The 13,779-nt window shown below is 67.0% G+C and carries 9 protein-coding genes and 1 tRNA gene; 1 reads left to right on the forward strand and 9 read right to left on the reverse strand.

Annotated features, from left to right (window positions below):
* Window positions 1–154 precede the first annotated feature (154 nt).
* The gene (locus HTY53_RS15915) at window positions 155–940 is read left to right on the forward strand and encodes an IclR family transcriptional regulator domain-containing protein (protein ID WP_174107574.1); all 786 of its coding nucleotides are present in this window, start codon (window positions 155–157) and stop codon (window positions 938–940) included.
* Window positions 941–1,124: 184 nt separating this feature from the next.
* On the opposite strand, the gene HTY53_RS15920 is transcribed toward HTY53_RS15915, so the two are convergent.
* The 9 genes from HTY53_RS15920 to dnaG all read right to left on the reverse strand — a co-directional run bounded on the left by HTY53_RS15920 (window position 1,125) and on the right by dnaG (window position 13,702).
* On the reverse strand, window positions 1,125–3,506 hold the full coding sequence (locus HTY53_RS15920) for a DNA polymerase II (RefSeq protein ID WP_174107575.1): 2,382 nt from the start codon (window positions 3,504–3,506) through the stop codon (window positions 1,125–1,127).
* A 169-nt stretch (window positions 3,507–3,675) separates the two neighbouring features.
* A complete protein-coding gene (locus HTY53_RS15925; protein ID WP_174107576.1) occupies window positions 3,676–4,431 on the reverse strand; it encodes a CPBP family glutamic-type intramembrane protease in 756 nt (251 codons plus the stop codon).
* Between the two features lie 44 nt (window positions 4,432–4,475).
* Window positions 4,476–5,117, reverse strand: coding sequence for a response regulator (locus HTY53_RS15930; RefSeq protein WP_174107577.1), 642 nt, complete (start codon window positions 5,115–5,117; stop codon window positions 4,476–4,478).
* A complete protein-coding gene (locus tag HTY53_RS15935; protein ID WP_174107578.1) occupies window positions 5,114–6,403 on the reverse strand; it encodes a sensor histidine kinase in 1,290 nt (429 codons plus the stop codon). Before HTY53_RS15935 ends, HTY53_RS15930 begins: the two co-directional genes overlap by 4 nt.
* 100 nt (window positions 6,404–6,503) lie before the next feature.
* The gene (locus tag HTY53_RS15940; protein WP_174107579.1) at window positions 6,504–8,429 is read right to left on the reverse strand and encodes a serine hydrolase domain-containing protein; all 1,926 of its coding nucleotides are present in this window, start codon (window positions 8,427–8,429) and stop codon (window positions 6,504–6,506) included.
* 216 nt (window positions 8,430–8,645) lie between these two features.
* Entirely contained in the window at window positions 8,646–8,858 is a 213-nt protein-coding gene (locus HTY53_RS15945) for a KTSC domain-containing protein (protein WP_174107580.1), read from the reverse strand.
* Window positions 8,859–8,956: 98 nt separating this feature from the next.
* Window positions 8,957–9,035 (reverse strand) — tRNA-Ile (locus HTY53_RS15950).
* Window positions 9,036–9,095: 60 nt separating this feature from the next.
* Entirely contained in the window at window positions 9,096–11,675 is a 2,580-nt protein-coding gene (rpoD, locus tag HTY53_RS15955; RefSeq protein WP_174107581.1) for an RNA polymerase sigma factor RpoD, read from the reverse strand.
* Between the two features lie 215 nt (window positions 11,676–11,890).
* Window positions 11,891–13,702 carry a DNA primase gene (gene dnaG, locus HTY53_RS15960; protein ID WP_174107582.1) on the reverse strand — a complete coding sequence of 604 codons (1,812 nt, stop codon included), beginning with the start codon at window positions 13,700–13,702 and terminating at the stop codon, window positions 11,891–11,893.
* Window positions 13,703–13,779 lie beyond the last annotated feature (77 nt).

Here is a 13,779-nt window from a genome sequence, read left to right on the forward strand (position 1 = left end):
CGATTCGCTTCTTGCGAACATTTGTTCGCGGATCGCCGTATCATACGGACGACTGGCCGGGTCGCGCAAGCCCGAAGTCGGCACTAAAATCGCCGCATCTCTCTGCTGACGTATATTTCACGTCACTTCAACGCTCGATCTAGGACGATCTCCGATGCCCGAAGCCGAGGCGCCCACGCAGAAAAAGGATGAGTTGCTCGACTCCCTGAACAAGGGACTGGCGCTGCTGCGGCTGTTCGCCAGCGGCGTCGAGAGCCTGACCATGCAGGACGTGGCCGACCGTCTCGATGTCACGCGGGCCGCGGCGCGCCGGCTGCTGTTGACGCTGCAGCACAACGGCTACCTGGCGCAGAACGGCCGGCAGTTCTCGCTGACGCCGCGCGTGATGGAGCTCGGCTACGCGTATTTCGCGTCGATGAGCCTGCCGCGCCTGGCGCAGCCGCATCTGCGCGCGCTGGCGAGCCGCTGCGGCGAGACCTGTTCGATCGGCATGCTGGACGACGACGCCGTCGTGCTGGTCGCGCGCGAGGAGCCGCGCCAGATCCTGCGCGTGGACATGGCGATCGGCCGCCGCATGCCGGCCTACGCGCATTCGCTCGGACGCGTGTTGCTGGCCGGGCTGGACGACGAAGCGCTGGCGCACTACCTGGCGCGCGCCGAGTTGCGCAAGCTGACGCCGTTCACGGTCGATTCCCGTGAGGCGCTGCAGGCCACGCTGGCGAAGGTGCGCGAGGAAGGCTACTGCGTGCTGGTCAGCGAGCTGGTCGACGGCTTCGCCGGCATCTCGGTGCCGCTGCGCGACCAGACCGGCAAGGTGGTCGCCGGCCTGGGTTTCAGCATGGTGCTCGGCAGCCGCAATGCCGGCACGCTGATCGAGCGCTATCTGACACCGCTGCACGAAGTCGCCGCGGAGATCGAGGCGGTGTTGCGCTCGCGCTGACCCGGCAACGCTCTTCACGTCCGCCCTTCAGGGCAAAAAAAGCCCCGCAAGCTGGGGAGCTGCGGGGCGTCAGTGGTAGCGGGGCAGACATGCATCCAGCCCACGCCGCTATCTTGCTCAAGGTTTGGCCGCGACGCATCACCCGGACGTAGGGCTGAACCTCGATGTGCCAGTCGATCGACGGCTAGAACAACCCCAGCTGCCGGCTGACCACGTTGTCGAAGGCGTCGCCGACGAAGGGCAGGATTGCGTCGGCAACCGGCTGCAGTTGCCGCGTCAGATAGTGGTCGTAGTCGATCGGGGCCCGGCGGACCTCCAGCGGTTCCGGGCCCGCGGTGGTCATCACGTACTGGATCCACGCGCCCTGCCGGTACTGCAGCGGCCGGCCGCGCTCGCGGTTGAAGTCGTCGGCGACGCGGGCCGCCCGCACATGCGGCGGCACATTGCGCTGGTAGTCGTCCAGCTGCCGGCGCAGGCGCTTGCGATAGATCAGAAGCGCATCGAGCTCGCCGCGCAGCAGCTTCGCGACGTAATCGCGAACATAGTCCGCATACGGCTCGCCCTGAAAGACGCGCCGGTACAGCTCCTGCTGAAAGGTCTGCGCCAGCGGCGACCAGTCGGTGCGGACCGCCTCCAATCCCTTGAACACCATCTGCTCGCTGCCGTCCGCGCCGCGCACCAGCCCGGCGTAGCGTTTCTTGCTGCCATCCTCGGCGCCGCGCACGGTCGGCATCAGGAAGCGCCGGTAGTGGGTCTCGTACTGGATCTCCAGCGCACTGTCGAGCCCGTATTGCTGGCGCAGATGTTCGCGCCACCAGTCGTTGACGTGCGCGACCAGTTCGTGCCCGATGCGGTCCGCCTCCTCGTCGGCGTGGCGGCGGCCGAGCGCGACGAAGGTCGAATCGGTGTCGCCGTAAATCACGGTATAGCCACGCCCTTCGACCAGCTCGCGCGTCCGGCGCATGATCTCGTGGCCGCGCATCGTGATCGACGAGGCCAGCCGCGCATCAAAGAAACGGCAGCCGGTCGAACCCAGCACGCCGTAGAACGCGTTCATGATGATCTTCAGCGCCTGCGACAGCGGCTTGTTGCCATCGCGCTTGGCGGCATCGCGGCCCTGCCAGATCTCGGCGACGATGGCCGGCAAGGCGTGGCGGTGGCGCGAGAAACGCGCACCGCGAAAGCCGGGTACGGTGCCGGCCGGATCGTTCGCATGGATGCCTTCGACCAGACCCACCGGATCGATCAGGAAGGTCCGGATGATCGACGGATACAGGCTCTTGTAGTCGAGCACCAGCACGGAATCGTACAGCCCCGGGCGCGAGTCCATCACGAAGCCGCCGGGGCTGGCTTCCTCGGGCCGATCGCCCAGATTCGGCGCGACATAGCCGAGCCGATGCATGCGCGGCATGTACAGATGCGTGAACGCGGCCACCGAGCCGCCGCTTCGATCGGCCTCCAGGCCGGTGACGGTGGCGCGGTCCAGCAGAAACTGCAGCAGCTCGGCCTTCTGGAAGATCCGCGTGACCAGCTCGCAGTCCTTCAGGTTGTAGCGGGCCAGCGCCGCCTTGTCGGTGGCGAACATGCGGTCGATCGCGTCCATCCGGTCGTACGGATCGTCGATGTCCTTGCCCTCGCCGAGCAGCGAGCGCGCGACGAATTCCAGGCTGAACGACGCGAAGCTCCAGGTCGCCGACCGCATCGCCTCGATGCCGTCGATGATCAGCCGCCCGGGCAGCGCGGCGAAGTAGTGATGTTCGCGCGTTCCGTGCTGCCGCCACTCCAGCGGCGCGCCACCGCGGCCAAGCCGCAGCGACACCTTCAGCTGCTCGGCATGCTGGCGCAGCACGCGCAGATCGAACTGCACCAGATTCCAGCCGATGATCGCGTCGGGGTCGTGGCGATCGAACCAGGCGATCAGCCTGTTCAGCATGTCGGCGGGACTGTCGCAGTATTCGAGGTTGAAGTCGACGCGCGCGTCTTGCTGGTCTTTATCGCCGTTCGTCGGCGGACCCAGCATCAACACCGTACGATCGCCGCAGCCCTCGAGCGCAATCGAATAGAGATCGCCCTGCATGCTGGTCTCGATATCGAGCGACACGCATCGCAGCCGCGGACGATAACTCGCCGCCGGCTTGATCTGCACGTCGACCAGCGCGCCGTCCGCATCCGGCCGACCGGAAAACTGTACCGGCGCGGTGATGAAGCGCTCCATCAGATAGCGCTCCGGCGGACGGATGTCGGCCTCGTAGACGTCGATGCCGGCCTGCCGCAGCGTCTTCTCGATGCGCAGCAACTGACGGTAGTGGCGGCAATAGACCCCGGTCACCGGACGCAGCCGGAAGTCCTTCAGCGCCAGCGGTTTCAGTTCGACCTGCGGCTCGCCGCGCAGCAAAGCATCGGCGCGCGGCTGCTGCTCTTCCGGAATGAAGGCAACGCACGGCTGCGGCGGCAGGCGCAGGCGCCGCGGACCGTCATCGGTGGCCAACCAGATTTCGATCTCGGTGCCGGCCGGCGTGTCGTGCCAATGGCGGGTCAGGATGAAGCCGTGCTGCGGCGGGGCCACGGTGGGGTGTCGTCGGAAAAGAGTCGTGATCGAGACGGCCCGGACCCGGACGGGCGGGAGTCGGCGGCGAGTCTACCATGCGGTTTCGCCGGCCATCGGCGGCTCATCGGCCGCTCATCGGCGGCTCATCGGCCGCTCATCGGCCGCTCATCGGCGGCTCACGGAACGCTCACCGGCCGACGATCGCGGCCAGCGTCAGATGCGCCACCATATGCGCGAGGATGGCCGCTTCGAGCCCGTAACGCCAGAACAGGAAGCCTGCGATCAGCCCGAAGGCCGCGTTGGCCCCGGTCAGATGCAGCACCACCGGCCACGCCAGCGGTCCAGCCAGCCCCGCCGCGGCGGGCAGGTGCGCGAGCCCGAACACCACCGCGCTGAGCGCGATCGCGACCCAGACCAGCCCGGCGCCGGGGGTGCCGGCACCGCGTTGGAATACGCGCCACAGCCCCCACACCAGCAGGCTCATCAGTCCCCACCGCACCAGGACTTCTTCGGTCACGCCGCCGTACAGCAGCCGCACGGCCAGCGGCATCGTCGCGCCGTGAATGGGCGCCGCCGCTTGCGGCGCCGTCGCGATCCAACCCCACAGCAACACGCCCGCAAGCAGGCCGCCCACCAGGCCCGGCAAGCACTGCGGGCGCAACGCAACCCAAGGCGCCCGGCCCGACGCCATCTCCGCCAGGGCGGGCGCCCCCAGGCCGACCTTGCCGGCGAGCCTCGCACCAATGAACGCGGCCAGCGCGAGCAACAGCGCGCTCTGCACGCCGCTGGCCAGGCCGACGATCCACATCGGCACGGGAAGGTTCTGGTGCTGCAGCAGCACCGGCACGCCCACCCAGGCCATGGCGATCACGCCTGGAAGGCCGGCAGACCAGGTCAGCAGAAAGAGGCGGCGGTTCAGGGTTCGGTTCGAATTTGCTTTCATGTCGATCGGTTGCCGTGGCGTCACGGAATCACGCGTGCCCAACATCAGAGATACCCCAGCTCGATGCCGCGCAGCACCGCCCGGACCCTGTCGCGCACGCCGAGTTTGGACAGGATGCTGGAGACGTGATTCTTGACGGTGCCCTCGCTGGTACCCAGGGCATCGCCAATCTCGCGATTGTTCCAACCGCCTGCCAGCAGCCGGAGGATTTCGGTCTCGCGCGCCGTCAGCGGATCGGGCCGGTCGAGGCTGGCGAAAGCCGGCGCGGCGTCGCGCACGCTGCGCGCCACGCGCTGCGTGATGGCGGGCCGGATCAGCGTCATCCCGGCGGCGACCTGGCGGATCGCGTCGGCCAACTCCTCCAGCGAAATGTCCTTCAGCAGAAAGCCCCTTGCGCCGGCCCGCATCCCACCCAGCAGCGCCTCGTCGTCATCGAAGGTGGTCAGCAGGATGGTGGTCGGCAAACAGCCAGCCTCCGCCAGGTGCTGCATCACGTCGATGCCGGACATGCCGGGCATGCGGACGTCGAGCAGCAGCACATCGGGATTCAGCGCCGGCACCTGCTCCAGCGCCTGCCTGCCGTCGGTAGCCTCGCCGACGACCTCGATATCCGGTGTCAGCTGTAGCAGCCCGCGAATGCCGCTGCGCACCAGCGTCTGGTCGTCGACGAGCAGGACGCGGATCATGGGGACTCCGTGCGGATGGCGCCGGCGGGCACCGACACGTGGACATGGAAGCCGGCGCCCGGCCGACTGTGGAAGTGCACGGTACCGCCGCGCGCCTCGACGCGCTCGCGCATGCCGCGCAGGCCGTTGCCCGGTTGGACCGCCTGCGCGCCGATACCGTTATCGCCCACGCGCAGTTCGACTGCGCCATGCCGCGAGCACAGATCGATCCGGATCTGCTGCGCATCGCCGTGCCGCACGGCATTGCTGACGGCCTCCTGCACGCAGCGGAAGATCACATGGGCCAGTACGGGATCGTCGGGCTCGGCACTGTCATCCATGCGAAGTTCGATGCGGCGGCCCGGCAGCCCCGCGCACAGCTGCGTCAGCGCCTCGCGCAGACCGGCCGGCTGAGGCATCCGCTGCGCACCGACGGCGGCGCGCACTTCGCCGAGCAGCCGCCGCGCCAGGTCGCGCGCGACCGCGACTGACTCCCCTGCCTTGCCGCCCGCCAGACGGGCCGCGAGATCGAGATGCAGCGTCAGCGCGGTCAGATGGTGGCCCATCGCGTCATGCAGCTCGCGCGCGATGCGCGTCCGCTCCGAAGCGCGGACGCTCGATGCGAGCAGATGCTGCGTTCCCGACAGCTCGGCATGGCTTGCCGCCAGGTGCAGGCGCGCGCGCCGCTCCGACACGGCGATATAGCCCATCCAGAAACTGAAGATCAGCCATGCCACATCGGTCAGCACGCCGACGGCGAATACCAGCTCCGCCGGCGGCAGCGCCGAGGGATCGAGCGGATGCCGGTCCGGACCGACCGTGGCGCGCACGCTGAATTCCAGCTGCGACGCAGCCACGCCGGACATCACCACCACGGCCGAGCATTGCACGACCAGCCATGCCAACGCGGCGCGCAACGGCAGCACAAACGGCAGTTCCGCGGCGACGATCAGCAGCAGATCGGGGTCGGTCACGAGGCCGACGGCGAACTGGGCCACGACCATCAGGGCGCCGCGACGCACGGGCCGGCCGCGGCGTCCGGTCAGGCGCCAGAAGATCGATGCGAAGGCGAGCACGCCGATCGCACGGAGCGCCAGTGCAACGGCAAAGGCCAGCGCGGGATCGATGGCAACGCTGCCTGCCGCACCACCGATCCCGCCACCGATCGCACCACCGAACGCACCACCGAACGCGCCCGCGGCCGCCTGCGGCCCCGCGAACCACTGTTCCAGGAAACCGGGGATGGCCGCCACGCCGATGGCAAGCAGGCCGATGCTGCGAAAGACGCGATTGGTCGACGACATCATCCGTGAGCGGCAACGCTCTCCCCTACGCTGGCAGGTGCCGAGGGCGCGAAGTATAAACGGTCGGCGTGGCGGTTCGTGCATGGGCGGCGCCGCCGGCCGGCTACGGCGCGCGCGCCGCGGATGCGCCGGCATCGGCGATGCGTTCGAGCCGGACACCCTTGTAGACGAGGTAGTCGCCCCCTTGTTCCGTACCGAAACGTACGGCCTCGTTCTTGCCGCGGCCCATGCCCAGCACGATGGCCATGTGCTCGCCCTCGGGACGCAGCAGCACCGGGAACGGCTCGGGACCGCTCATCGGCACGCGAACACCGAACATCAGGAAACCGCCGATCTCGACCACGTCGACCTGTTCGATGATCTCGCGCGGCGCGCCCGCCGGCAGCGCATAGCGCCCCAGGCGCGACCGCCAGCTGTCGGACATGGCGTAGGGTTCGACGCGCACGCCGGCCCAACCGCGGCCCGCGGCCGTATGGGCAAGCAGCGCGTCGTAGGCGCCGATCCGTTCGAACGAGAACCACTGTTCGCCGCTGTCATGGCCGCTGTCGTTGCCACTGTCGTTGCCACTGTCGTTGCCACTGTGGTCCGCCAGCCTGAACAAGCCATGCTGGTGCGGTTCGAGCTGTCCCAGCACGGAGGCCGCCACCGAGATCCGCAACTGCCCGCCAGCCGGCTCGATCACGGCAGGACCCATCGCAGACGCATAGAGGCCGGCCACCGCCGCAAGTTCGTCACCGGTACGCGTCACGGGCTGGGCCGCGGACAAGGCCGGGGCGTCGGCCAGTTCGATGCCATGACGCGCCTTCAGGGCCTGGCGCAGGGTATCGCGCGCCACCGCGTGCAGCAGCGCACCCGCGGTGTCCGTGTTCGCCATGATGACGACACCCAGGCCGTGGTCCGGCAGCAATGCCATATAGGCCTGGTGGTAGATCGACGAGCCGCCGTGGAACACCATCCGCACCGCATCGCCACGCTTTGCCGGCAACGTCTCCAGGAACCAGGCGAGGCCGATCTGCTGATCGAGGTCCAGCGGCACGCCTCGATTCTGCTGCTGCCAGCTTTCCTGCAACGACGATGGGCGAATCACGGATACGCGATCGAGCCGGCCACCGTCGAGCATCGCGCGCATGAAGCGCGTCATGTCCCGCACCGAACTGCGCAGGCCGCCATCGGCGACACCGTTATCGAGCCAGGCCGGCGGGTAATCGGCCGGTGCCAGATGGCCGTAACCCTTGGCAAGGCGTACGGATTCGGCAGGCAGCGGGCGGAACGCGGAGCGTGCCATGCCGAGCGGCGCCAGCAGCTGCCGCTCCATATGGTCGGGGAAAGGCACGCCGCCGGCGATCTCGATGGCGCGGCCCAGGACGTTGAAGCCGACGTTTGAGTAAGCCAGCATCTGGCCCGGGGGATAGGCAAGGTATTCGTCGGCCAGCCAGGACACCAGCGTGGCGAGCGGAACGGGGCTGGCGGCAAATCCTCCGCGCGACAGATCCTCGGGGAGGCCGGCATGGTGGGTCAGCAGCAGCCGGGGCGTGACGGGCTGCGTCTGCGTGAAGCGGGAACGGATGCGGAAGCCGGGAATGGCTTCCTCGATCGGGCGATCGAGCTTCAAGCGGCCCTGCTCCACCAGCTGCATGACCGCGGTCGCCGTGAACACCTTGCTGACCGACCCGGCCTCGTAGATCGTGTCCGCATCGGCGGGGATTCCTCGCTCCGCATCGGCCATGCCGAAGCCGCGCGCCCACGGCACGCTATTCCCATCGACCAGTGCGATGCTCAGGCCGCGTATCCCCAGCGACGCCATGCCGGCCTCGATGGTCCCTGACACCGAGGCCTGCAGCGCCGAATAGTCGGTGGCCGCGGGCGGCGGCGCCGGTGCGTCATCGCCGCCGCAGGCGGCGAGGCCGAGCGCGAGGTAGATGGCCGCCAGCGGCTGCTGGATGCGCAGACGGCGACGATCGCCAAGTCGGGGTTGGTCAGACGATGGGACGCAGGCACGCTGGCGTCCCCAGAAGGAGGCGAGGGTCATGGGAAAGTTCGTTGGAAGCGTCCAGTGGACAAGGCAGCGCCAGTCTGGCGTGCGACGGACTTTGTCGCGCGTGCCAAAGGGCATGGCGCGAACCCATGACTTCCGGCACTTGTCTGCTGGGTGAACTTGCCGATGAACCCAGCGATGAACCATCGGCTGATGGATCGGCCGACGAGTTGGCTGACGAGTTGGCTGACGAGTTGGCTGACGAGGCGGTCAGCGGATCTGCTCGTACTCGTATGCGCCGAGGATGAATTCGTTCAGATACTCGCCCTTGGACCGGGCTTCCATGAAGTCGCGATAGACGCCGGCGGGAACGGCGTCGTAGCGATAGAGATTGCCGCTGACGAACTCGACGAAGAGCTTGCGCCCGCGGTAGTCGTAGCCGATCGCCGCCACGACGGAGGATTCGACGGGATCGAGGTGCATGGCTGTCGTCCTCATCAGGGCTGAAGCCGGTGCTGAAGCCAATGCTGGAGCACCAACAAAAAGGGGTTACGTTTGCACGTAACCCCTTTTTACTACAGTGGTGGGCCTCCCGTGAGTCGAACACGGCACCAATGGATTATGAGTCCACTGCTCTAACCAGGCATGAGCTAGAGGCCCCAGAAACCGGACCCAATGACCGCCGCACGTTCGATGCTTGCGGCCATCAGGGCAGTTCTATCAGCTGCCTTCCAGGAAGCTCTTCAGCTTGTCGGAGCGGCTCGGGTGGCGCAGCTTGCGCAGTGCCTTGGCCTCGATCTGACGGATCCGTTCACGGGTGACGTCGAACTGCTTGCCGACCTCTTCCAGCGTGTGGTCGGTGCTCATTTCGATGCCGAAGCGCATGCGCAGCACCTTGGCTTCGCGCGGCGTCAGCGAATCGAGCACGTCCTTGACCACGTCCCGCATCGAGCCGTGCAGCGCGGCCTCGGCGGGCGCCAGCGTGTTGGTGTCCTCGATGAAGTCGCCCAGATGGGAATCGTCGTCGTCGCCGATCGGCGTCTCCATGGAGATCGGCTCCTTGGCGATCTTCATGATCTTGCGGATCTTGTCCTCGGGCATCTCCATCTTCTCGGCCAGCGTCGCCGGATCGGGCTCGTTGCCGGTTTCCTGCAGGATCTGGCGCGAGATGCGGTTCATCTTGTTGATCGTTTCGATCATGTGCACCGGGATACGGATGGTGCGCGCCTGATCGGCGATCGAACGCGTGATGGCCTGACGGATCCACCAGGTCGCGTAGGTCGAGAACTTGTAGCCGCGACGGTATTCGAACTTGTCCACCGCCTTCATCAGGCCGATGTTGCCCTCCTGGATCAGATCCAGGAACTGCAGACCGCGGTTGGTGTACTTCTTGGCGATCGAGATCACCAGACGCAGGTTGGCCTCGGTCATCTCGCGCTTGGCCTCGCGGGCGCGCTTCTCGCCCTCGGACATCTTGCGGTTGACTTCCTTCAGTTCCTTCAGCGGCAGCACCACGCGCGCCTGCAGGTCGATCAGCTTCTGCTGCAGCTCGTGCACGGCCGGGACATTACGCTCGACGATCGGGCTGTACGGCTTGTTGTCGGCGACGACCGTATGGATCCAGTCCAGATTGGTCTCGTTGCCCGGGAAGCGGGCCACGAAATCGGCGCGCGGCATACCGCACTTGTCGACCACGATGTTCAGGATCGCGCGTTCGAGCTTGCGCACTTCGTCGACCTGACCGCGCAGCGTGTCGCACAGGCGCTCGACATTGCGGGCGGTGAAGCGGATGCCCATCAGTTCGTTCTGGATCGCTTCCTGCGCCTTGATGTAAGGCTTGGACTTGTAGCCTTCCTTCTCGAACGCCCGGCGCATCTTGTCGAACTGGTCGGCGATCACGCGGAATTTTTCCAGCGCGGCAACCTTCAGTTCTTCCAGCTGGCGTGCCGAGGCGCCGGCACCGGCGGCGTCGTCATCCTCTTCCTCGTCGGCTTCCTCGTCGTCCGATTCCAGTTCCTCGTCGTCGGAGGCGGCCGCCGCGGCCGGCGTCACGCCGACTTCCTCGACTGCCTCTTCGGCGTTCGGGTCGATCAGGCCGTCGACGAATTCGTCGATCTTGATCTCGTCATTGGCGACGCGCTCGGCGTGCGCCAGGATTTCGGAGATCGTGACCGGGCAGGCCGAAATGGCCATCACCATGTCCTTCAGGCCCGCCTCGATCCGCTTGGCGATCTCGATTTCGCCTTCGCGGGTCAGCAGTTCGACGGTACCCATCTCGCGCATGTACATGCGCACCGGGTCGGTGGTGCGGCCGAACTCGGAGTCGACCGTCGACAGCGCGGCTTCGGCCTCTTCCTCGGCTTCTTCCTCGCTGGTGGCCGACGGGGCATTGTCGTTGAGCAACAGCGTCTCGGCGTCGGGCGCCTGCTCGTAGACGGCGATGCCGATGTCGTTCAGCGTCGCGACCAGGGTGTCGATCGTCTCCGAATCGACCATGTCGTCCGGCAGGTGATCGTTGATCTCGGCATAGGTCAGGTAGCCGCGGGACTTGCCCAGCTTGATCAGTGCCTTGAGCTTCTGGCGGCGCGCTTCGAGCTCTTCCTCGGTGCCCTGCTGGGCCGAGGCGAACTCCTTGAGCAGCGCCTTTTCCTTGGCCTTGCGGTCCTTGGCCTTCTGCTTCTCGGTCTTCGGGGCGGCCGCCGGCGCGGCGGCACGCGTGTCGTCTTCGTAAAGCTCGTCGTTCACGTCGTCAGTATGGCTTTCGTCTTGCAGCATCTCGGCCTTGGGCTTGCGGCCGCGCTTCTTGGGCTCCGGCGCGACGGCCGCAACGGGCTGCTGGGATGCTACGGGTGCGGAGGTGGCGGCGCGCGCCTTGGACGCCGCCGCGGTGGCGCCGGACTTGGCGCTGGCGGTCTTGGCGCCGGCGGCTGCCGTTCGCTTGCTCTCGACTTCGGTGTTCTGCTGTTTCGCCACGGGGATACTCTTGCCTTTAACAGGTTCGGACGCGGCACGTTTGCCGCCCGCTGTTGCCGTATGCGCGCTTGCGCTCGCGCTTGCATTGGCGTTCTTGCCGCTCTCGCGTGCCGAAGTCGAGGGCTGTTTCTCGGATGCGCGGGTTCTGGTGGGTGTCGTCGTTGCGGCCGCCTTGGCGGGACGCGCGGACTTGGCTGGCGCAGACCTGGCTTGCGTCGCAGATCGCGTGGCGGGCTTTTCCGCCGCGGTCGCTTGTATCGACGCCTTGCCGCTCCCGGAACGGGGAGCCTTAGTGGAAACCTTTTCGGTTGCTTTGGCCTTTGCCATTGGCACGCTCACTTTCACCAGAACTGGAGAGAAAGATTTCGCAATCCAAACCGGCTATTGTAGCACGTCGCCACTAGCCGGCCTTCCCGACAGGTGAGGTTTTCACCTGAAAAATCAAGGCTTAAGCCCAAAACCCACGGACTTTTCCCTGTTTTGCTGCCCTTGTGTCACCTGGCCGCGCGCCTGTCTTCGGTATGGCGGCCAGATTCCGTTTTTCAACCAAGACGCTTGCGCCGATGGATCTCCGCGATCAGCCAACGCATGCGCGTCTTGCCCGCCTCGTCCGCCGTGCCGTTCTCCAACGCCGACTGCAACTGCGCCAACTCGCGCTGCAGCGGCTCGATCAGCAGCTTGGCGATCGCCGCGTCGAATTCCAGCGTCGCCGGCTCCTCGTCGATGTCCTCGCGCAGCACGCCGGCGCGCACATTGGCATAGACGTCGGCAAACGGCGACTGCGCCAACTGCTCGCTGAAGGCAGCGAAATTGACTTCGCCCTCCAGCGCGTCGCAACTGGCCACCAGATGGGACAGCACTTCGGAGCCGCCGGACTCGGCATCGAGCAGCAGCGCCCGGGCGTCCTCGTCGAGCCGGGCCGACAGCGCCGGATAGCGCATCAGCAGTTGCAGCACGCGCTGCTCCAGCCCCGCGGGCGCCTGCCGCCGCGCACGCGCGCGCGGCTGGGCAAAGCGGCCGACCCGTGCGGCATCGCTGCCCAGGCCGCACACCGCCTCGATCTCGGCCGGCGTGGTACCGGTGGCCTCGGCCAGTTCGCGCACGATCTGCAGGCGCAGGCCGCCGGCCGGCATCGCCTTGAGCAGCGGCTTGGCCTCGTACTGCGCACGCGCCCGTCCTTCCGGCTGCCGCAGATCCTGCTCTTCGGTCACGCATTGCAGCAGGAAGCGCGACAGCGGCATCGCATCGCGCACCTGCGCGGCGAAGGCGTCGGTGCCTTCCTCGCGGACATAGCTGTCGGGATCGTGCTCGGCGGGCAGGAACAGGAAGCGGATGGTCTTGTTGTCGGCGACATAGGGCAGGCACGCCTCCAGCGCGCGACGCGCGGCACGGCGCCCGGCGGCGTCGCCGTCGAACGAGAACACCACCGCGTCGGTCTGGCGCAGCAGTTTCTGCACATGCACGGGGGTGCAGGCGGTGCCCAGCGTGGCCACCGCGTTGGCGAATCCAAGTTGAGCCAGCGCCACCACGTCCATATAGCCTTCGACCACCAGCACATAGCCGGTTTCCCGGATCGCATGCCGCGCCTCGAACAGCCCGTACAGCTCGGTACCCTTGCTGAACAGCGGCGTTTCGGGCGAATTCAGATATTTGGGCTCGCCCTGCCCCATCACGCGGCCGCCGAAACCGATCACCTGCCCCTTGGTATTGCGGATCGGGAACATGATGCGATCGCGGAAGCGGTCGTAGCGGCGCGGCTTGCCGTCGGCGTCGCGCTTTTCGCTCTCGATCAGCAGGCCCGCCTCGATCAGCGGCCCCGCGATGGCGTCGTCGCGATAGCTGCCGAATACCGATTCCAGCCCTTGCCAGTCGTCCGGCGCATAGCCCAGGCCGAACTGCGCCGCGATCTCGCCCGTCAATCCGCGCCCCTTCAGGTACTGGATCGCCGTGGGCGCCCCGCGTAGTTGCCGGCGATAAAACTCGCTGGCCCGCGTCATCGCCTCGGACAGCGCCAGCGACTTGGCCTGCTGTTCGGCACGCTGCGCCGGCGGCAACCGGTCGCGCTCCTCGGGCACGGACAGGCCCACCGATTGCGCCAGTTCGCGCACCGCGTCGGGATAGCTCTGACCGGAATACTCCATCAGGAAGCCGATGGCCGACCCATGCGCGCCGCAGCCAAAGCAATGGTAGAACTGCTTGGCCGGCGACACTGTGAACGATGGTGACTTCTCGTTATGGAAGGGGCACAGCCCCATGAAGTTCGCGCCTCCCTTCTTCAACTGGACATACTTGCCCACCACATCGACGATATCGACGCGGTTCAGCAGGTCCTGAATGAAGGATTGCGGAATCACCCGGTTGGCCGTCCTGACGACGGGGCCGCCGCGAAATTCGGGCGACCCTTGTAGAAATGCAAGCCGGGCGGTGCTGC

The sequence above is a fragment of the Cupriavidus gilardii genome (genome assembly GCF_013314895.1).
Taxonomy (GTDB): Bacteria; Pseudomonadota; Gammaproteobacteria; order Burkholderiales; family Burkholderiaceae; genus Cupriavidus; species Cupriavidus gilardii_C.